Raw genomic sequence first — 18,457 nt, forward strand, 5'->3', positions numbered from 1 at the left:
CTCCTGTTGGGGTGCGGGCCATGGGGGCTGGGTCGCGGGGTAGGGGTCAGGAGCTATGAGCTCTGGGCTATGAGCAAGATGTCTCTTTCACAGCTCACAGCCCTCAGTGCTTCACCATCACATGCCGCACCACCGAATAGTCCTCCAGCGCGTACGAACTCAGATCCTTGCCGTAGCCGCTCTGCTTGAAGCCCCCGTGCGGCATCTCGGAGACCAGCATGAAGTGGGTGTTGACCCAGGTCGCGCCGTACTGGAGCTGGGCGCTGACCCGCATCGCCCGCCCCGTGTGGTTCGTCCAGACCGAGCTGGCGAGGCCGTAGTCCGAGTCGTTGGCCCAGGTCACGGCCTCGTCCTCGGTCTCGAAGCGGGTCACGCTCACCACCGGCCCGAAGACCTCGCGGCGCACGATCTCGTCGTCCTGGCGGGCGCCGGCGATCACGGTGGGGGCATAGAAGAAGCCGCCGCCCTGGCCCGCCGAGCCGCCCGCGACGACCTCCACATGCTTCAGCTCGCGCGCCCGATCCACGAAGCCCGCCACCCGGTCACGCTGCGCGGCGCTGACCAGCGGCCCCATCTCCGTGCCGTCCTGGCGCTGGCTGCCGACCTGAATGGAGCCCACGGCGTCGGCCAGGGCGGCCACCAGCCGGTCGTAGATGCCCTTCTGGGCGTAGACCCGGCAGGCGGCGGTGCAGTCCTGGCCCGCGTTGTAGTAGCCGAAGACCTTGATGCCCTCGACCACGGCGTCCAGATCGGCGTCGTCGAACACGAGCACCGGGGCCTTGCCGCCCAGTTCCAGGTGGGTGCGCTTGATGCCCGTGCGGGCCGCCTCCAGCACATGCTGTCCGGTGGCGACCGAGCCCGTGACCGAGACCATCCGCACGTCCGGGTGGTTGATCAGGCGCGAGCCCACCGTGCCGCCCAGCCCGCTCACCACGTTCACCACGCCGGGCGGCAATAACTCGGCCATCTTCCGCGCCAGGTGCAGGGTGGTCAGCGGCGTCATCTCCGAGGGCTTGAGCACCACGGTATTGCCCGCCGCCAGCGCGGGCGCGAGCTTCCAGGCGGCCATCATCAGCGGGTAGTTCCACGGCGCGATGGAGGCGACCACGCCCACCGGATCGCGCCGGATGAAGGAGGTGTGGCCCGCCATGTATTCGCCCGCCAGCGCGCCCGTCAGGGTGCGGCAGGCCCCGGCGAAGTAGCGGAAGGTGTCCGAGATGGCCGGGAGTTCGTCGGCCAGCGCGGCGCCGTAGGGCTTGCCCGCGTTGTCCGATTCCAGCGCGGCGTAGGTCTCCTGATCGGCGTCGATGGCGTCGGCCAGGGCCAGCAGGGCGGCCGCGCGGTCTTTGGGCGGCGTGGCGGCCCAGGCGGAGAACGCCCCTCTGGCGGCGGCCACGGCGGCGTCGACCTGTTCGTCACTGGCCTGGGGTACCTGCGTCAGCGTCTGGCCGGTGGCGGGGTCGAGCACGTCCAGCGCCGCGCCCGTGCCGTTCACGAGTTCGCCGCCGATGAGGAGCTGGGTGGGAAGGGTGGTGGATGTGGTCATGGGGAGCCTCCTGGGAAAAGGGTGGGATGGATTAGGCAGCGCGGAAGGCGACCCCTCTGCTTCGCAGCTCTGCGAGTCCGCCCCTCCGGGGCACCTCCCCTTAAAAGGGAGGCAAGGAAAAGCCCGAGTGGCAGACCCTTCTTGGCTCCCTCTCGAGGGGAGCTGGCCGCGCAGCGGACTGAGGGGTTTCCCTTGACCCTCACGTCCCCTTCCCCGCTCCACTCGGATCATCCGTGCCCAGGGTCAGGCGCTGGGCGAGCAGGATCGGCACGAAGGTCACGGCCATGACGATCAGGGCGACGACGTTCGTCACCGGGCGCTGGCGGGGCTTGAAGAGTTCGCCGTAGAGCCAGATGGGGAGGGTCTGCTGAGGGCCGGCGGTGAAGGTCGTGACGATCACCTCGTCGAAGCTGAGCGCGAAGGAGAGCAGGCCGCCCGCCAGCAGCGCGGTCGCCAGATGCGGCAGCAATACGTAGCGGAAGGTCTGCGCGGGGCGGGCACCCAGGTCGGCGCTGGCCTCCAGCTGCGAGGCCGAGAGCCGCCGCAGCCGCGCCGAGACGTTGTTGTAGATGGTCACGATGCAAAACGTCGCGTGCCCGATGATGATGGTCGCCACGCCCGGCGACACGCCCAGCCGCCGCAGGGACACCAGCAGCGCCAATCCCGTCACGATCCCCGGCAGCGCGATGGGCAGCACGGTCAGCAGCGTGATCGCTCCCTGCCCCCGGAAGCGCGTGCGGGTCATGGCGAAGGCCAGCAGCGTGCCCAGCACGAGCGCGATGGCGGTCGCGCCCAGCGCCACGCGCACGCTCAGCCACAGCGCGGCCCACATGTCCTGGCGGGCGAAGGCCACCGCGAACCATTTCGTGGTCAGGCCCGGCGGCGGGAAGGCGTAGGTGCGGTCTTCGGTGGTGAAGGCGTACAGCGCGATCAGGGCCAGCGGGAAGTGCAGGAACAGCAGGCCGGCGCCGGCCGCGAGGCGCAGGGGCCAGGAGGAAGAGGAGGTCATGGGCGGGGCCTTGGGGTGGACGGTGGCGCCGTGTGCGACCCCTCTGCTTCGCAGCTCTGCGAGTCCGGCGCTCCGCGCCACCTCCCCTTACAAGGGAGGCAAGGAAAAGCCCGAGTGGCACGTCCTTCTTGGCTCCCTTTTGAGGGGAGCTGTTCGCGGAGCGGACTAGCTGGTACAGCTGCGAAGCAGGGGGGTTTCTTTTGCCTACAGCGCATCGAACGCCCCCAGTCTCCGCGCCAGACTCAGGTACAGCGTCACGATCACGATGGGCACCACCGAGAACGCCGCCGCCAGCGGGAGGTTGTTCGCCGCCCCCTGCTGCGTGTACACCATCTGCCCGATGAAGAAGCCCGGCGCCCCGACCACGGACGGGATGATGTAGTCCCCCAGCGTGAGGCTGAAGGTGAAGATGCTGCCCGCTGCCAGCCCCGGCAGCGCCAGCGGCAGCAGCACGCGGCGGAAGGTCTGGGCTGGGCGTGCCCCGAGGTCGGCACTCGCCTGGAGCAGACTGGCGGGCACCCGCTCCAGCGCGGCCTGCAGGGGCAGGATCATGTACGGCAGCCACACGTACACGAACACCAGGAACATCCCCAGCGAGGAGTTCGCCAGACTCGTGCCGCCGATGCCGGGTGTGGCGAGCAGCGCGTCCAGGGCGCCGCCCAGCCCGAGCCGGTTGGCGAAGTAGCGGATCACGCCCTCCTGCGCCAGGATCAGCCGCCACGCATACACGCGCACGAGGTAACTGGCCCACAGCGGCAGCGTGACCAGCAGCAGCAGCGTGGCCTTGCGCGGCCCCCGCGAACGGGCGATCAGCAGCGCGACCGGAAAGGCGATCAGCGCGCAGGCGACCGTGACCGCCACGCTCATGACCAGCGTCCGCCGAATGATGTCGAGGTTGGAGGGCACGAACAGCGCCTGAAAGGACGCCAGCGTGGAGCCCGGCAGCACCTGTCCGGTGAAGTCGTCCACAGACCGGAAGCTGTAGCTCAGCAGGCCCAGCAGCGAGCCCAGATACAGCACGCCCAGCCACAGCAGCGGCGGAATGAGCAGCAGCAGCGGCCAGCGCGGGGTGCGGCGTCCGCTGCGGACAGGGCGGCCCGCCCCCAGCGCGGAGGGAGGAGCGCTCACGCCTCCGGCTCCAGCGCCCTGAGGTCGGTGGGGTCGTAGGCCAGCGTCACCGGGTCGCCGGGGCGCAGGTCGGCCGGGCCGCCGGGCAGGTGGGCCACGACACTCTGGCCACCGTCCAGTTCGGCTTCCAGCTTGGTGTACGCGCCCTGGTAGCCCGCGCCGATGACCCGCCCGGTCAGGTGGGGGCCGGGCGCGTCCGGCGAGGTCAGGCGCAGCCGTTCGGGGCGCAGGGCGTACTGGGCCGCCCCGCCCGCCGTCCCCAGCACGCCCGCCGGCAGCACGTTGGCGCCGCCCACGAAGTCCGCGACAAAGGCCGTGCGCGGGTGGTCGTAGAGGTTCTGCGGGGTGTCCTCCTGCACCACGCGGCCGTCACGGAACACGGCCACGCGGTCGCTGAGGCTCAGGGCCTCGCCCTGGTCGTGGGTCACGTAGATGCAGGTCAGCCCCAGCGTGCGGTGCAGGGCGCGCAGCTCGCTCTGCATGGCCTCGCGCAGCTTCAGATCGAGAGCCCCCAGAGGCTCGTCCAGCAGCAGCAGTTTCGGCGCGTGGGCCAGCGCGCGGGCCAGCGCCACCCGCTGCCGCTGCCCGCCCGAGAGCTGAGAGACCCGCCGCCCGGCGAAGCCCGGCAGATGCACGAGTTCCAGCAGTTCCCCGGCGCGGCGCTCCTGCTCGGCCTTCGGGCGACCGCGCACGGTCAGCGGATAGGCCACGTTCTGCCCGACCGTCATGTGCGGAAACAGCGCGTAGTCCTGAAACACGGTGTTCACCGGGCGGTCGTAGGCGGGCTGGTGGGTCGCGTCCTGGCCGAACAGATGCACCGTGCCGCTGCCTGGGGTCTCGAAGCCCGCGATCAGTCGCAGGCAGGTGGTCTTGCCGCTGCCCGACGGCCCCAGCAGCGAATAGAACTCGCCGGGCCGCACCGAGAGCTGCACCCCGCGCACGACCATGTTCGCGCCGTAGCTGAGGCTCACGCCGCGCAGCTCGGCGGCGGGGGTGTCCGAATCTGGCTGATTCCTGGCCTGATTTACGGTTGGGGTCATGGTATGGGCCAGAGAGGGCGCCGGATCATCGTGAATCGTTCCTTTCTTGTCCAGCACGTCCATGTCGATGTTTCACCACTTGGCTGTCCGCCACTTGACTGGGTGCCACTTGTCTGTGTGAGGGGGTCTCCTGGAACAGGGGCAGGGGAGACCGTCTGGAGACCAGACCCGCTCCCCTGCCCGTCACCAGATCGGAGCTGTCAACCCGTCTTACTTCCCGCCCTGGATGGCGATGTAGTCGCTGACCCAGCGGCTGTAGGGCACGCAACTTCCCTGGGTCGCGCACTTGCTGACCGGCGTGCGCCAGAACCAGATCTTGTCGAACTCGTTGTAGCCGTTGGTGGTGCAGCCCTCCTTGCCGAGCAGTTCGCTGGCCGTGCAGCCCTTCTGGGCGGCGGGCAGCGAGCCGAACCAGGCGGCCACGTCGCCCTGCACCTTGGGGGTCAGGCTGTGCTCCATCCAGCGGTAGGCGCAGTTGGGGTTTTTCGCGGTGGTGGAGAGCATGGTGGTGTCGGCCCAGCCGGTCGCGCCCTCGGCGGGTACGGTGCTCGCCACGGCCTGCTTGTTGGCCTGCAGGGTGTTCACCTGGAAGGGCCAGGTGGGCGAGAGCGCGGTGCCCTCGTTGGTGAAGTCCTGCACCTGGGCGTTGGCGTCGTTCCAGTAGCGCTGCACCAGCGGGCGCTGCTGCCGCAGCAGGGCCAGCACCGCCGCGTACTGCTTCTCGCTGAGTTCGTATGGGTTCTTGATGCCCAGGGCGGGCTGGGTCTTCATCAGGTACAGCGCGGCGTCGGCGAGGTAGATGGGGCCGTAGTAGGCCTGCACGCGGCCCTTGTTGCTCTTGCCGTCGGGCAGGGTCTGTTCCTTGAAGATCACGCTCCAGCTTTTCGGCGCCGTCTTGAAGACCTTGGTGGAGTACATCAGCACGTTGGGGCCCCACTGGTAAGGCACGCCGTAGGTCAGGCCGCCGACCGTGTGCCAGGGGGCTTTTTGCAGCTTGGGATTGACTGTGGAGAACGAGGGGATCAGCTTCAGGTTGATGGGCTGCACCTTGCCGCCCGCGATCAGCCGCACCGAGGCGTCGCCCGAGGCGGTCACGAGGTCGTAGCCGCCCTGGTTCATGAGCGAGACCATCTCGTCGGAGGAGCCGGCGGTCTTCACCGACACCTTGCAGCCGGTCTGCTTCTCGAAACCGGTCACCCAGTCGTAGGCCTTGTCGGATTCGCCGCGCTCGATGTAGCCGGCCCAGGCGACGATCGAGAGCTGCCCCTCGTTCTTGCCCAGGGCGGACATCATGTTCGTGGCGGCCTGCGCCTGGGCCAGGGGCGACAGGATCAGGGACAGGGCGGCGGTCAGGACAGCAGTACGTTTCATAGAACTCCTCCGGATGAACGTGGGGATGGGACGGGGGTCGGCCACGGCGGGGCTACTCGCCGGGCAGGGGGCGGCCAGTGACTTCCTGAACTGCGACTTCGTGAACTGTGACTTCGTGTCCCAGAGTATCCGGTGCGCCGCGTTTGAACAGCGCACTCAGGACGAAATAGGCCACGGGCCCGGACAGCAGCAGGGCGCCCGCCAGCGTCAGGAACTGGGCCCCCTCCTCCAGCACGGTGCCGCGCACCGCCAGCACGATGATCGTGGCGGGCAGCAGCGCCAGGAAGATCACGAAGGGCAGGCCGCCGGGGATCCGGAAGGGCCGCACCATCTCCGGCGCCCTGACCCGCAGCACGATCAGCGCGATGAACTGCAGGATCAGGCTGACCCCGTAGAGCAGCACGGTGGTGACCAGCAGCAGATCGAAGGCGCCGAAGGCCAGAACTGCGTAGACCACCGAGACCAGCACGATCGAGCGGAAGGGCGTGCCGTAGACCGGGTGACGCTCGACGTAGCGCTGCGGCAGGTAGCGGTCGGCGGCGAACACGAAGGGCAGCCGTGAGTTCGAGAGCACCATCGCGTTGAACAGGCCCATGGCGCAGAACATCCCGCCCAGCGCCACCCAGATGCCCAAAGCGCGCCCACCGACCGCGCTCGCCAGCTCGGGGAAGCCGGCGGTGTCGCCCCAGGCCTTCCAGTCGGTGCCGCCGATCAGGCCCGCCACGACGGGCAGCAGGTAGCCCAGGATCACCAGCGGCAGCGCGATCAGCATGGCTTTGGGGATGACCTTCAGCGGATTCTTGATCTCCTCCAGTACGGTGCTGATGCCGTCCCAGCCGAGGTAGTTGTACATCACGACGAAGAGCCCCAGCCCGAAGGCCCCGAACAGGCCGGTCTCGGGCGGCGTCGCGGGCAGCCAGAAGGGCAGAGGGTTGGCGATCCATTTTGCCGCCGCGATCACGAACATCACGATGAAGGGCACGAAGACCATCACCGCGAAGAGCTTGCTGGAATCGCCGACCGCCTTGGCGCCGCGGATGTTGAGCCGCGCGAAGAAGATGATCAGCGCCACGGCGACCAGCCACCCCAGGAAGGCGTTCCTGTCCAGGATGTCGATCCCGAAGGCGAGGTTCAGGAAGGAACTGGTGTAGTCGCGGAACAGCGCGGCGAAACTGGCCGCGATCACCACGCCGTAGAGCCAGGCCGTCCAGCCCTGGCAAAAGCCCCAGAAGCGCCCCAGCGCGCGCTTGACCCAGACGTAGTAGCCGCCCTCGACCGGCATGGCGGTGGCGAGCTCGGTGACCATCAGCACGGTGGGAATACTCCAGATGAAGGGCGTGAGCAGCACCAGGATCAGCGCCATGCCGGGGGCCGAGGAGCCCACCAGCCCCTCGATGCCGAAGGCGCCGCCGGCGACGGCGAAGTAGATCACCATGACCACCCCGCCCAGGCCGAGCTTGGACGGAGCGGGGGCGGAGCTGGCGACAGGCTGTACGGTCATAGGAACCTCGCGGGGGGAGCGTGGGTGGACTGACCTGGGCACGTGGCGTATGGAACGTGGTTTAACGAAGCCTAAAGGGACAGGTTCAGCATAACCTTGTGGCGGGCCTCCAATACCACGCCGCCCCGGCTGGAGGACGTTCACCATGTCGTGCTCTAAGCTGGGCCCATGACTCGGGAGGTTCCATGCAGGTTCACGACGCGCTGAGGCTGCCCTCGCTGGCCTGCGCCCGGCAGGTGGGCCCCGGCGGGCTGGAGCGCGAGGTCGTGCTGGCGCATGTCGTGGACGTGCCCGAGACGCCGCGCTGGGTCACGCCGGGCACGTTCCTGCTCTCCACGGGGCTGTCCTGGCCGCGCTCAGCCCAGGGGCTCGCCTCGTTCGGCGAGGAACTCGCGGCCTGCCGGCCCGCGGCGGTCGTGCTGGCGGCGCCCCACTTCTTCCCGGCTTTCCCGCCCGAGGTCGCCTCTCCGCTCGCCCGGCGCGGCATCCTGACCCTGGAGCTGCCCTACGAGGTGCCCTTCGCGCAGGTGGTGCAGGAAGTCCACGGCCTGATCCTGCGCGAGCACGCCGACGTGCTGCGAAGGAGCGAGCGCATCCACCGGGCGCTGACCCGCGCCGCCCTGAGCGGCAACCTGGCCGACGTGGCGCAGACGCTCTCCGACGGCCTGGGACGCGGCGCGGTGGTGCTCGGGCCGGGTGGTCAGCCCCTCACACCCGCCCTGACTGACCTGCCCGCCGCCGACGTGGTGATGGCGGCCCTGGCCCGGCCCGGCAACGCGCCCCGCGAACTCTCGGGCGGCATCCTGGTGCCCGTGGTGCTGCGTGGCGGGCGCGAGGGCGGCGTGTGGGTGGCCCCTCCCCAGGCAGCCCCCCAGCCCGGCCGCGCCGCCCCCGAGCTGGCCCCCCCCGAACTCGCCCTGCGCGCCGCCGAGCACGCCGCCACCGTGGCCGGTCTGCTGCTGCTCGCCCAGCGCGACGCCGAGGTGCGCGAGGCCCGGCTGGGCTACACCTTCGTGGACACGCTGCTCGAGGGCCGCTTTTCCGGCGATCCCACCGCGCAGGAACGCGCCGCCCGGCTGGGTTTCGACCCCGCCGGCGAGTACGCCGTGGGCCTGCTGGCCCTGGCCGACGCGCTGCCGCTGACCCCCGAGGGCTTCGCCAGCCGCGAGCGGGCCGCCCAGGGGCTGCGCGAGGTGCTGGTCTCGCTGGGCGCCGCGCCGCTGGTCTCCGTGAGCCTGAACACCGTCTGGTTCCTGCTTCCCGCCGCGCTGAGCGCCGAGCGCGTCTGGGCACGCCTGGGCTGGCAGGGCCGGCCGGACGCGCCGGGCGCTCTGGTCTACAGCCGCGTCCGCACGGGGGCCGAGGGGGTGGCGCAGGGCCGCGCCGAGACCCTGACGCTGGTGCCCCACGCCCGCCCCGGTCAGCTCCGCTCCTACGCCGAGGTGCTGATCCCCCGCGCCCTGAGCGGCGACCGCGACGCCCAGGCCGACCTGAAGCGCAGCCTGCTGGGGCCGCTGCGGGCGGCCCGGGGCGGCGAGGGCCTGCTGGCGACCATCCGCACGCTGAGCGAGACGGGCTTCTCGCAGGTCGAGACCGCCGCGCGCCTGGGCATCCACGCCAACACCCTGCGCTACCGCATGGAGCGCATCGAGACCCTCACCGGCCGGCCCCTGTCGCAGCCCGACACCCGCGCGCTGTGGTGGCTGGCGCTGCAGCTCGACGCCCTGGTGGAATAGAGGAAGCGTCGCCTCAACCCCTCTGCCTCGCAGCTCTCCGGGCTCCCCTGGACTCCTGGAGTCCGCAGGGAGGGAAGCTGGCACCGAAGATGACTGGCTGATACGGCTGCGGAGCACAGGGGGTCACGCTGCGCCACCGTCCACCCCTTGCACTTTCCGGATCGGCCCGTACAATCGTGCGGTAAGTCACCGTCATCTCGAGGGGATGGTCGGGTCTGGGCAGAGGCCCGGGCCTGCACGTCGGCATCGGCGTATCCAGCCAGCGGTCAGGAGCTGCTTCGGTCAGGGTTCGTCCGAACACGGTTCAGCAGAGGTCAAAGGAGTCAGCGTGAGTCAGTCACCGGAGTCCCGCCCCGCCCCCCGTCCCCCGAGCGCCCCGCTGAATTCCGACGAGGCCACGCTGGCCGCCATGGGCTACCAGCAGGAGCTCTCGCGGCGCATGAAGGGCTTTTCCAACTTCGCGATCTCGTTCTCGATCATCTGCATCCTGTCGGGTGGGATCAATTCGCTTGGGCAGGGCATCTCGTCCATCGGCGGGGCCAGCATCGGGATCGGCTGGCCCATCGGCTGCCTGGTCAGCCTGCTGTTCGCGCTGGGCATGGCGCAGATCGCCTCCGCCTACCCCACGGCGGGCGGGCTGTACCACTGGGGCTCGGTGCTGGGCGGGCGCGGCTGGGGCTGGCTGACCGCCTGGCTCAACCTGATCGGGCTGGTCACCGTGCTGGGCGCCATCAACGTGGGCACCTACTTCTTCTTCATCGGCGCCTTCGGCGAGACGCTGGGAATTCCGGCCACCTTCGGCACCCAGGCGGTCTTCGTCATCACGATCACCGCCATCCAGGCGCTCGTGAACCACTTCGGCATCCGCCTGACCACCCGCCTGACCGACATGAGCGGCTACCTGATCTTCGCGGTCACGCTGGTGCTCACGGTGTCGCTGCTGGTCTTCGCCAGGAACATCGACCTCTCGCGCCTGTGGACCTTCACGAACTTCAGCGGCGAGGCGGGCGGCGGCGTCTGGCCGCAGAACTCCAGCCTGCTGAGCCTGTTCCTGCTGTGCCTGCTGCTGCCCATCTACACCATCACGGGCTTCGACGCCTCCGCGCACACCGCCGAGGAAACCGTGGACGCCCAGCGGGTCGTGCCGCGCGGCATCGTCAGTTCGGTGGCGTGGTCGTCGCTGTTCGGGTGGATCATGCTGATCGCCTTCGTGCTCGCCATTCCCGACATGCGGCAGGCGGCGGCGGGGGGCTTCGGCGTGTTCTTCAACACCATGAACGCGGTGCTGCCCGCCGGCCTGAAAATGCTGCTGTACGTGGGCATCTTCCTGGCGCAGTTCCTGTGCGGGCTGGCGACCGTGACCAGCGTCTCGCGCATGACCTTCGCCTTCGCCCGCGACGGCGGCCTGCCCTTTTCCGGCGCCCTGCGCGCCATCCACGCCAATTACCGCACGCCGGTCGCCGCGATCTGGACGACCGCGATCATCTCGGTACTGTTCACGCTGTACACCCCGGCCTACACCACCATCGTGTCGGTCACGGTGATCTTCCTGTTCCTGTCGTACGGCATTCCCATCGTGCTGGGGCTGTTCGCCTACGGGCGCAGCTGGACGAACATGGGGCCCTGGAACCTGGGGCCGCTGTTCCGCGTGGTGGCCGCGCTGGTCGGCGTGGCGGTCGTGATGATCTTCGTGATCGGCATCCAGCCGCCCAACGCCAAGGCGCTGCCCATCACCCTGATCTTCCTGGGGCTGACTGCCGTGGTGTGGTTCGGGCTGGAACGCCGCCGTTTCCTGGGGCCGCCCAACACCGAGGCCATCCGCGCCCGGCAGGCCGAGCTGGATGCCGTGCGCCCCGCCGGCACCGATTGATGAGGCGTCTGGAGGGCCGGGTCGCCCTGATCTCCGGCGGCGCGGGCGGCGTGGGCGCGGCCGCCTCCCGGCTGTTCGCCGCCGAGGGCGCGCGGGTGGTGATCGTCGACCGGCAGGCGGAGGCGGGGGAGGCGCTGGCCGGGGAGCTGCGGGCGGCCGGCGCCGAGGCCGTCTTCGCCCAGGCGGACGTTTCGGTGGCCGCCGAAGTGCAGGCGGCGGTGCGGGCCGGGGTGGACGCCTTCGGCACGCTGGACGTGCTGTTCAACCACGCAGGCACCATCGTCATCAAGCCCTTCCTGGACACCACCGAAGAGGACTGGGACGGCCTGATGACCGTCAACGTGAAAAGCATGTTCCTGATGACGCGGGCCGTGCTGCCGCACATGCTGCGGGCGGGCCGGGGCGCCATCGTCTGCACCTCGTCCATCTCGGCGGTCGCGGCCACGCCGATGGAAGTCCTGTACGACACCACCAAGGGCGCGGTGCACCAGTTCGCCCGCGCCATCGCCGTCGAGTTCCGCGACCGGGGGATCCGCTGCAACGCCGTGTGCCCCGGCTTCATCCGCACGCCCCACGGGCTGCGCGAGGTGCGCGAGCTGGCGGCGCTGGGGGTGGACACCTCTGAGGCCGCGATTGCCGCGCAGCAGGGCCGCCTCGCGGAGCCCGACGAGATCGCCCGCGCGGCGCTGTTCCTGGCGTCGGACGAGGCCAGTTTCGTGAACGGGGCGCAGCTGTTCGTGGACAACGCGTTTACGGCGGTGTAGAGGGTGGATGATGGGCTGCCCCAGCCCCTTCTCTACGAGCGTGACAGGTTCACAAGCGGCTCATCCGAGTACCCCAAAGGGCAGGGGGAGCGAAGCGCTGCGCTCGGCATGTGGTCGCCACGGTTCCCCCGATGGCCCTGCATAGTGGCTTCATTGGTGAGGGCGGCGTAGCTGCCATTTGCGTATCGCGTCGTTGCCCGCGCGCTGAGCGCACGATGGCATTCGTTCATGGGCAAGGGGGAAGCGTCGGTTTTCAACTGCCTGTGGTTGTCGGCGGTGGGTTGGTGAATAAGGCTGTTGCTCTGGCGGATCTATTTCCCAAACATTCGACGAACTCCCTTCTCCCCTCGCGGGAGAGGGGCTGGGGGTGAGGGGGCGTGTGACCATCACCCACACCCACTTTCCCCGCCCCAGAGCGCATCATGGAACCCGCCCGACTGCTACCCCTCCCCGGCTCATAGCCCATAGCTCATCGCTCCATCCCCCCAGTCCCCGTTCGAGGTCTCCCCATGTACCACGTCACGCTGGGCCACACGCACCATTCCTTCGCCGACCTGAGAGTGCTGCTGGGCCGCGCCAGCCCGCCGAAATCCGGCGACGAGCTGGCGGGACTGGCGGCCGGGAGCGCCGCCGAGCGCGAGGCCGCCCGCGCGGTGCTGGCCGACCTGCCTCTCACGGTGTTCCTGGAGCAGCCGCTCATTCCCTACGAACACGACGAGGTCACGCGCCTGATCGTGGACTCGCACGACGCGGCGGCCTTCGCGCCGGTCTCCGGCCTCAGCGTGGGGCAGTTCCGCGACTGGCTGCTGGGCGACGCGGCGACTCCGGCCGTCCTCTCCGCCCTCGCGCCCGGCCTGACCCCTGAGATGGTCGCGGCGGTCGCCAAGCTCATGCGAAATCAGGATCTGGTGCTGGTGGCGGCGAAATGCGAGGTGGTCACGCGCTTCCGGAACACCCTGGGCACGCGCGGCACCTTCTCCACGCGCCTGCAGCCCAACCACCCCACCGACGACCCGCGCGGCATCCTGGCGAGCACGCTCGACGGCCTCAGTTACGGGGCGGGCGACGCCGTGATCGGCATCAACCCGGCGCTGGATTCGGTGGAGAGCTGTATGACGCTGCTTTCGCTGCTGGACGAGTTCCGCGTCTCGACCGGCATCCCCACCCAGACCTGCGTGCTCACGCACGTGACGAACACGCTCCAGGCCATCGGGCGCGGCGCCCCGGTCGATCTGGTCTTCCAGAGCGTGGCGGGCACCCAGGCGGCGAATGCGGGCTTCGGCATCGACCTCGCGCTGCTGGCCGAGGCGCATGCGGCGGCGCTGGAGCTGCGGCGCGGAGAACAGCTCGCCGGGGGCTTCGGGGACAACGTGATGTATTTCGAGACCGGCCAGGGCAGCGCTCTGTCCGCCGGGGCGCACCACGGGGTCGATCAGGGCACGCTGGAGGCCCGCGCCTACGCGGTCGCGCGGCGCTTCCGGCCGCTGCTGGTGAACACCGTGGTCGGCTTCATCGGCCCCGAGTACCTCTACGACGGCAAGCAGATCATCCGCGCCGGGCTGGAGGATCACTTCTGCGGCAAGCTGCTGGGCCTGCCGATGGGCTGCGACATCTGCTATACCAACCACGCCGAGGCCGATGGCGACGACATGGACGTGCTGCTGACCATGCTGGGCGCGGCGGGCGTGAATTTCATCATGGGTATTCCGGGCGCCGACGACATCATGCTCAACTACCAGTCCACGTCCTTCCACGACGCCTGGTACGTGCGCAAGGTCTTCGGCCGCCCGCCCGCGCCGGAGTTCGCCGCGTGGCTGGACGGGGTCGGCCTGACGCGGGGCGGCCAGCTCGCCGCGCCCCAGCCCGGCCCGGTACGTGCCCTGCTGGCGGGCCTGGAGCGCGCCTGATGGACAAGCCCATGTCCTCTCCCTGGGACGTGCTGAAGACCTTCACCGACGCGCGGGTGGCGCAGGGGCGGGTGGGCACCTCGCTGCCCACCCGCGAACTGCTGGCCTTCACGCAGGCCCACGCGGCGGCGCGCGACGCGGTGCATGAGGCGGCCGACTTCGCGGGTCTGCGTGCCGTGCTGGAGGGCATGGGCGAGGAGGTGCTGGACGTGCGGAGCCGGGTGCCCGACCGCGCCACCTACCTGCGCCGCCCCGACCTGGGCCGCGCCCTGCACCCCGAATCGCGGGCTGCGCTGGAAGGCCAGCGCCCGCCGGTCGCTCCCGACATTGCCATTGTGCTCGCGGACGGGCTGTCGGCGGGGGCGCTGGCGCAGGTGCCGGACGTTCTGGGCGCGCTGCTGCCGGCGCTGCGGGGCGCGGGCTTCACCCTCGCGCCGCTCATCCTCGCCTCGCAGGCGCGGGTGGCGCTGGGCGACCCCGTGGCGCTGGCCCTGGGCGCGCGGCTGGTGCTGGTGCTGATCGGCGAGCGCCCCGGTCTGAGCAGTCCCGACAGCCTGGGCGCCTACCTCACCCACGATCCGCAGCCGCTGACCCCCGACTCGGCGCGCAACTGTGTGTCCAACATCCGTCCGGCGGGGCTGGAGGCGCGCGTGGCGGCGTGGCGGCTCTTTCACCTGATCTCCGGGGCGCTGCGGCGCGGCCTCAGCGGCGTGGCCCTGAAGGATGAAAGTGGCGAGCCGCCCCCGGACTTCGCCCCATCCGCCCTACGCTAGCCCTCTGGAGCCGCCCTCCAGCGAACAGGCCACTTCCTTGTGGCTGCCCTCCGGGGTTGGGGGGGCCGGGGGCGGGTACGCTGACCCCGTCCACGCCCCCGCCACACGCCCTGATTCCACATCCGACCCTGCCCACCGGGGCTCAAGGAGGCCGCATGACTGTCACCACCACCCGAACCCAGGAACTGCTCGCGCTGCGGCAGTCCGAGATCCCGCGCGGCGTCAGCAACGCGCATCCCATCGTGGCTGCCCGCGCCCAGGGGGTGCGCCTGTGGGATATCGAGGGCCGTGAATACCACGACTGGGTGGGCGGGATCGGCGTGCTGAACGTGGGGCACAACCATCCGGCGGTGGTCGCGGCGGTGCAGGCGCAGCTCTCGGCGTTCAGCCACACCTGTTTCCAGGTCACCATGTACGAGCCCTACCTGCGGCTCGCCCAGCGCCTGAACGCCCGCTTCCCCGGCGACGGCCCCGCCAAGACCATCTTCCTCTCGACCGGCGCCGAGGCCACCGAGAACGCCATCAAGATCGCGCGGGCCCACACGAACCGCCCCGCCGTCATCTCCTTCACGCACTCCTTCCACGGCCGCACCCTGATGGGCATGTCGCTGACCGGCAAGAAGGCGTACTACGCGCAGAATTTCGGCCCCTTCGCCCCCGACGTCTACCACGCGCCCTTTCCCTACGAGTACCGGGGAGTGAGCGTGGAAGCCGCGCTGGAGGGCCTGCACGAACTGTTCCGCACCACCGTCGACCCGTCGCGCGTGGCCGCGATCATCCTCGAACCCGTGCTGGGGGAGGGCGGTTTCCTGCCCGTGCCGACCGCGTTCCTGAAGGCGCTGCGGGGCATCTGCGACGAGCACGGCATCGTCTTCATCGCCGACGAGATCCAGAGCGGCATCGGGCGCACCGGCTCGTTCTGGGCCATCGAGCACAGCGGCGTGAAGCCCGACCTGCTGTGCTTCGCCAAGAGCATCGGCGGGGGCCTGCCCCTCAGCGGCGTGACCGGCAAGGCCGAGATCATGGACGCGCCCTCGGTCGGCGGCCTGGGCGGCACCTACGCCGGCAATCCGCTCGCCTGCGCGGCCGGGCTGGCGGTGCTGGATCTCTTCGAGGACGGCACGCTGCTGGAGCACGCTCGCACGGTGGGGGAGAGGCTGCGCGCCGCGTTCGTGGAGCTGCAGGCGGAGCTTCCGGCCATCGGGGACGTGCGCGGCACCGGGCCGATGATCGCCCTGGAATTCGTGAAAGACCGGGAGAGTCAGGCGCCCGATCCCGAGATGGCCTCGCGCGTGGTCGAGGCGGCGCGGGGGCGCGGCCTGCTGCTGCTCAAGGCCGGCATGTACGCTTCGGTGATTCGCGTGCTGGTGCCCCTGACGGTGACGGAGGAGGAGCTGGAGGAGGGACTGGCGAGGTTCACGGCGGCGGTGCGTGAGGCGGGGGGCTAACCCCTCTGCTTCGCAGCTGTACCAGCCAGTCAGCTTCGCTGCCAGCTCCCCTCTCCTTCGGAGCTTTGCAAGTCGAGGGGAGCCAAGTAAACACCTTGCCTCCCCTTGAGGGGAGGTGCCCCGGAGGGGCGGAGGGGTTCACCGGAGGCGAGCAGACCCACCAGCGCATCGGCATCACCCCTTTCCGATCAACCCACACAGGAGTCCCCATGCCCCACATCAAACTCAACACCCCCATCCCCGGCCCGCAGTCCATCGCCCTCCAGAAACGCCGCGCCGCCGCCATCTCGTCGGCGCTGGGGCAGGCGAACCCGGTCGCCATCGCCTCCGCGCAGGGCTGCTTTGTCACCGACGTGGACGGCAATACGCTGATCGACCTGGCAGGCGGCATCGGCATGATGGCGGTGGGACACAACCACCCGGCGGTTGTAGCGGCGGTGCAGGCGCAGGTCGCGCAGGCCATCCACCCCGGCGCGCTGGTGACCAACTTCGAGGCCTATCCCGCGCTGGCCGAGAAGCTCAACGCCCGCACGCCCGGCGACTTCCCCAAGAAGACCCTGCTGGGCAACGGCGGCGCGGAAGCCGTGGAGAACGCCGTGAAGCTGGCCCGCTCGTACACCGGGCGGCAAGGCGTGATCGTCTTCGAGGGCGCGTACCACGGGCGCACGAACCTGACCATGTCGATGACCTCCAAGTACGGCCTGTTCAAGAAAGGCTTCGGGCCGTTCGCCGGCGAGGTCTACCGCCTGCCCTTCCCGAACCCCTACCGCGCGCCCGAGGGCCTGAGCGCCGAGGGCTGGATCCAGTGGTGCTGCTGGAACCTCGACAATGCCCTGACCGCGCACATCGACGCCTCCGCGCTGGCCTGCGTGGTCATCGAACCCGTGATGGGCGAGGGCGGCTTCATTCCCACGCCCACGAAGTTTCTGCGGAAAATCCGCGAGCTGTGCGACCGCACCGGCGCCGTCATGATTGCCGACGAGATCCAGAGCGGCTCGGGGCGCACCGGGAAGCTGTTCGCCATCGAGCACGCGGGCGTGGTGCCCGATATCGTCATCAGCGCCAAGAGCCTGGGGGCCGGGATGCCGATCAGCGCCGTGACCGGCCGGGCCGAGATCATGGACGCGCCGCACCTCGGCGGGGTGGGCAGCACCTACGGCGGCTCGCCGGTCGCCTGCGCCGCCGCGCTGGCCGTGCTGGACGTCCTGACCCCCGAGTTCATGGCCCACGCCCAGACCGTCGAGCACGTGATCCGCGAGGTTTTCGAGCCCCTGCGCGGCGAGCTGCCCATCGGGGATATCCGGGGTATCGGCGCGATGATGGTCGTGGAATTCGTGAGGGACACGCACAGCAAGGAACCCTGGATGGAACTCGTGGCGGCCACGGTGCCGCTGGTCGCGCGCCGGGGTGTGCTGCTGCTGCGCGCCGGACTGTATTCCAACTGCCTGCGCTTCCTGCCGCCGCTGGACATCCCCGAGGACGTGCTGCGCGAGGCCCTGGGCGAGGTCGTGGAGGCGCTGCGCGAGGCCCACGCCGGCCTGCGCCCGCCCGCCGCCGAGGCTGCCCAGCCCGTCTCGGCATGAGCGTCCTGGCCCGCAGTTTCCTGGGCCGCGAGGTGCTGGCCGAGCGTGAGGACGGCCGCTACGTGGTCGTGCAGGCCCGCGCCGAGGACGTGGCCGCGATGGAGGGGGTGCAGCGCGCCTGCTTCCCCGATCTGAGTGAGGACGAGATCGCCACCGCGCGGCATTTCCTCTCGCACCAGCACTATTTCCCGGAAGGGCAACACGTCGTGCTGGACGTGGACACGGGCGAGGTCGTGGCCTCCAGCTCCGATTTCCGGATGAACGTGGATTTCGCCCGCTACGCGCACCCCTACCTGGAGGAGACCGGCGACAACCTGTTCAGCACGCACGACCCGGCCGGCGAGTGGCTGTACGGCGCCGACATCGGCGTGCATCCGGCGGTGCGCGGGCAGGGGCTGGCGACCCTGCTGTACGGCGCGCGGCATGGCCTGATCCGCCGCCTGAACCTGCGTGGGCACGTGGCGGGCGCGATGCCCAAGGGGTACTGCCGGGTGGCCGATCACCTGTCCATCGAGCACTACGTCATGGCGGTGATCCGCAACGAACTGAGCGACCCGGTGCTCAGCGTGCAGCTGAAGCGTGGCTACGGCGTGTGGGGCATCATCCCGGACTATCTGGAGGACGAGTCCTGCGGGAATTATGGGGTGTGTATCGTCTGGCGGAACCAGGAATTCCTGGGTGATTCGAAGAATCACTCCGAGCAGAGCGAGAAGGAAGGGAAAGGGCTTCCGCGCAATGGAGGGCCTTCCGGCGCTTTCCCGGAAGGCTCGCAATGAAGCGG

General features: G+C 69.9%; 14 protein-coding genes. 8 read left to right on the forward strand and 6 right to left on the reverse strand.

Translation table 11 applies throughout. The annotated features are described in order from the left end of the window. Positions 1-103: 103 nt before the first annotated feature. From CVO96_RS11380 to CVO96_RS11405, 6 genes are all read right to left on the reverse strand, one after another. Positions 104-1,546 carry a gamma-aminobutyraldehyde dehydrogenase gene (locus CVO96_RS11380; protein ID WP_103312335.1) on the reverse strand — a complete coding sequence of 481 codons (1,443 nt, stop codon included), beginning with the start codon at positions 1,544-1,546 and terminating at the stop codon, positions 104-106. A 199-nt stretch (positions 1,547-1,745) separates the two neighbouring features. Next, a complete protein-coding gene (locus CVO96_RS11385; RefSeq protein WP_103312336.1) occupies positions 1,746-2,555 on the reverse strand; it encodes an ABC transporter permease in 810 nt (269 codons plus the stop codon). Between the two features lie 204 nt (positions 2,556-2,759). Then, positions 2,760-3,683 carry an ABC transporter permease gene (locus CVO96_RS11390; protein WP_103312337.1) on the reverse strand — a complete coding sequence of 308 codons (924 nt, stop codon included), beginning with the start codon at positions 3,681-3,683 and terminating at the stop codon, positions 2,760-2,762. Then, on the reverse strand, positions 3,680-4,723 hold the full coding sequence (locus CVO96_RS11395; protein ID WP_207795303.1) for an ABC transporter ATP-binding protein: 1,044 nt from the start codon (positions 4,721-4,723) through the stop codon (positions 3,680-3,682). The genes CVO96_RS11390 and CVO96_RS11395 overlap by 4 nt, the downstream gene beginning before the upstream one ends. A gap of 210 nt (positions 4,724-4,933) precedes the next feature. Further along, positions 4,934-6,094 carry an ABC transporter substrate-binding protein gene (locus CVO96_RS11400; protein WP_103312338.1) on the reverse strand — a complete coding sequence of 387 codons (1,161 nt, stop codon included), beginning with the start codon at positions 6,092-6,094 and terminating at the stop codon, positions 4,934-4,936. 52 nt (positions 6,095-6,146) lie between these two features. Next, the gene (locus CVO96_RS11405) at positions 6,147-7,595 is read right to left on the reverse strand and encodes an APC family permease (protein ID WP_165795278.1); all 1,449 of its coding nucleotides are present in this window, start codon (positions 7,593-7,595) and stop codon (positions 6,147-6,149) included. 185 nt (positions 7,596-7,780) lie between these two features. Here CVO96_RS11405 and CVO96_RS11410 point away from each other — a divergent pair, with 185 nt between their 5' ends. The 8 genes from CVO96_RS11410 (at position 7,781) to CVO96_RS11445 (ending at position 18,452) form a co-directional block, all read left to right on the forward strand. Next, on the forward strand, positions 7,781-9,331 hold the full coding sequence (locus CVO96_RS11410) for a PucR family transcriptional regulator (protein ID WP_103312340.1): 1,551 nt from the start codon (positions 7,781-7,783) through the stop codon (positions 9,329-9,331). A 328-nt stretch (positions 9,332-9,659) separates the two neighbouring features. Next, the gene (locus CVO96_RS11415) at positions 9,660-11,201 is read left to right on the forward strand and encodes an amino acid permease (RefSeq protein ID WP_207795304.1); all 1,542 of its coding nucleotides are present in this window, start codon (positions 9,660-9,662) and stop codon (positions 11,199-11,201) included. Continuing rightward, positions 11,201-11,965 (forward strand): SDR family NAD(P)-dependent oxidoreductase, encoded by a 765-nt coding sequence (locus tag CVO96_RS11420; RefSeq protein WP_207795305.1) that lies wholly within the window; start codon positions 11,201-11,203, stop codon positions 11,963-11,965. The genes CVO96_RS11415 and CVO96_RS11420 overlap by 1 nt, the downstream gene beginning before the upstream one ends. A 509-nt stretch (positions 11,966-12,474) precedes the next feature. Next, positions 12,475-13,872, forward strand: a complete 1,398-nt coding sequence (locus CVO96_RS11425; RefSeq protein ID WP_103312342.1) for an ethanolamine ammonia-lyase subunit EutB — start codon at positions 12,475-12,477, stop codon at positions 13,870-13,872. Then, positions 13,872-14,645 (forward strand): ethanolamine ammonia-lyase subunit EutC, encoded by a 774-nt coding sequence (eutC, locus tag CVO96_RS11430; RefSeq protein WP_103312343.1) that lies wholly within the window; start codon positions 13,872-13,874, stop codon positions 14,643-14,645. Before CVO96_RS11425 ends, eutC begins: the two co-directional genes overlap by 1 nt. A 155-nt stretch (positions 14,646-14,800) precedes the next feature. Then, positions 14,801-16,093: a 4-aminobutyrate--2-oxoglutarate transaminase gene (gabT, locus tag CVO96_RS11435; RefSeq protein WP_103312344.1), complete on the forward strand. Its 1,293-nt coding sequence runs from the start codon at positions 14,801-14,803 to the stop codon at positions 16,091-16,093. A 209-nt stretch (positions 16,094-16,302) separates the two neighbouring features. Then, positions 16,303-17,676, forward strand: a complete 1,374-nt coding sequence (locus CVO96_RS11440) for an aspartate aminotransferase family protein (RefSeq protein WP_103312345.1) — start codon at positions 16,303-16,305, stop codon at positions 17,674-17,676. Continuing rightward, positions 17,673-18,452 (forward strand): nitrilase, encoded by a 780-nt coding sequence (locus CVO96_RS11445; protein WP_207795306.1) that lies wholly within the window; start codon positions 17,673-17,675, stop codon positions 18,450-18,452. Before CVO96_RS11440 ends, CVO96_RS11445 begins: the two co-directional genes overlap by 4 nt. Positions 18,453-18,457 lie beyond the last annotated feature (5 nt).

This window comes from Deinococcus koreensis, assembly GCF_002901445.1.
GTDB lineage: Bacteria > Deinococcota > Deinococci > Deinococcales > Deinococcaceae > Deinococcus > Deinococcus koreensis.

What these genes read in the sequence shown, in the direction of transcription:
- CVO96_RS11400 (WP_103312338.1), bottom strand. Translation starts at nt 6,094, where the DNA reads ATGAAACGTACTGCTGTCCTGACCGCCGCCCTGTCCCTGATCCTGTCG.
- gabT (WP_103312344.1), top strand. Translation starts at nt 14,801, where the DNA reads ATGACTGTCACCACCACCCGAACCCAGGAACTGCTCGCGCTGCGGCAG.
- CVO96_RS11405 (WP_165795278.1), bottom strand. Translation starts at nt 7,595, where the DNA reads ATGACCGTACAGCCTGTCGCCAGCTCCGCCCCCGCTCCGTCCAAGCTC.
- CVO96_RS11420 (WP_207795305.1), top strand. Translation starts at nt 11,201, where the DNA reads ATGAGGCGTCTGGAGGGCCGGGTCGCCCTGATCTCCGGCGGCGCGGGC.
- CVO96_RS11445 (WP_207795306.1), top strand. Translation starts at nt 17,673, where the DNA reads ATGAGCGTCCTGGCCCGCAGTTTCCTGGGCCGCGAGGTGCTGGCCGAG.
- CVO96_RS11440 (WP_103312345.1), top strand. Translation starts at nt 16,303, where the DNA reads ATGCCCCACATCAAACTCAACACCCCCATCCCCGGCCCGCAGTCCATC.
- CVO96_RS11380 (WP_103312335.1), bottom strand. Translation starts at nt 1,546, where the DNA reads ATGACCACATCCACCACCCTTCCCACCCAGCTCCTCATCGGCGGCGAA.
- CVO96_RS11385 (WP_103312336.1), bottom strand. Translation starts at nt 2,555, where the DNA reads ATGACCTCCTCTTCCTCCTGGCCCCTGCGCCTCGCGGCCGGCGCCGGC.
- eutC (WP_103312343.1), top strand. Translation starts at nt 13,872, where the DNA reads ATGGACAAGCCCATGTCCTCTCCCTGGGACGTGCTGAAGACCTTCACC.
- CVO96_RS11410 (WP_103312340.1), top strand. Translation starts at nt 7,781, where the DNA reads ATGCAGGTTCACGACGCGCTGAGGCTGCCCTCGCTGGCCTGCGCCCGG.
- CVO96_RS11395 (WP_207795303.1), bottom strand. Translation starts at nt 4,723, where the DNA reads ATGACCCCAACCGTAAATCAGGCCAGGAATCAGCCAGATTCGGACACC.
- CVO96_RS11425 (WP_103312342.1), top strand. Translation starts at nt 12,475, where the DNA reads ATGTACCACGTCACGCTGGGCCACACGCACCATTCCTTCGCCGACCTG.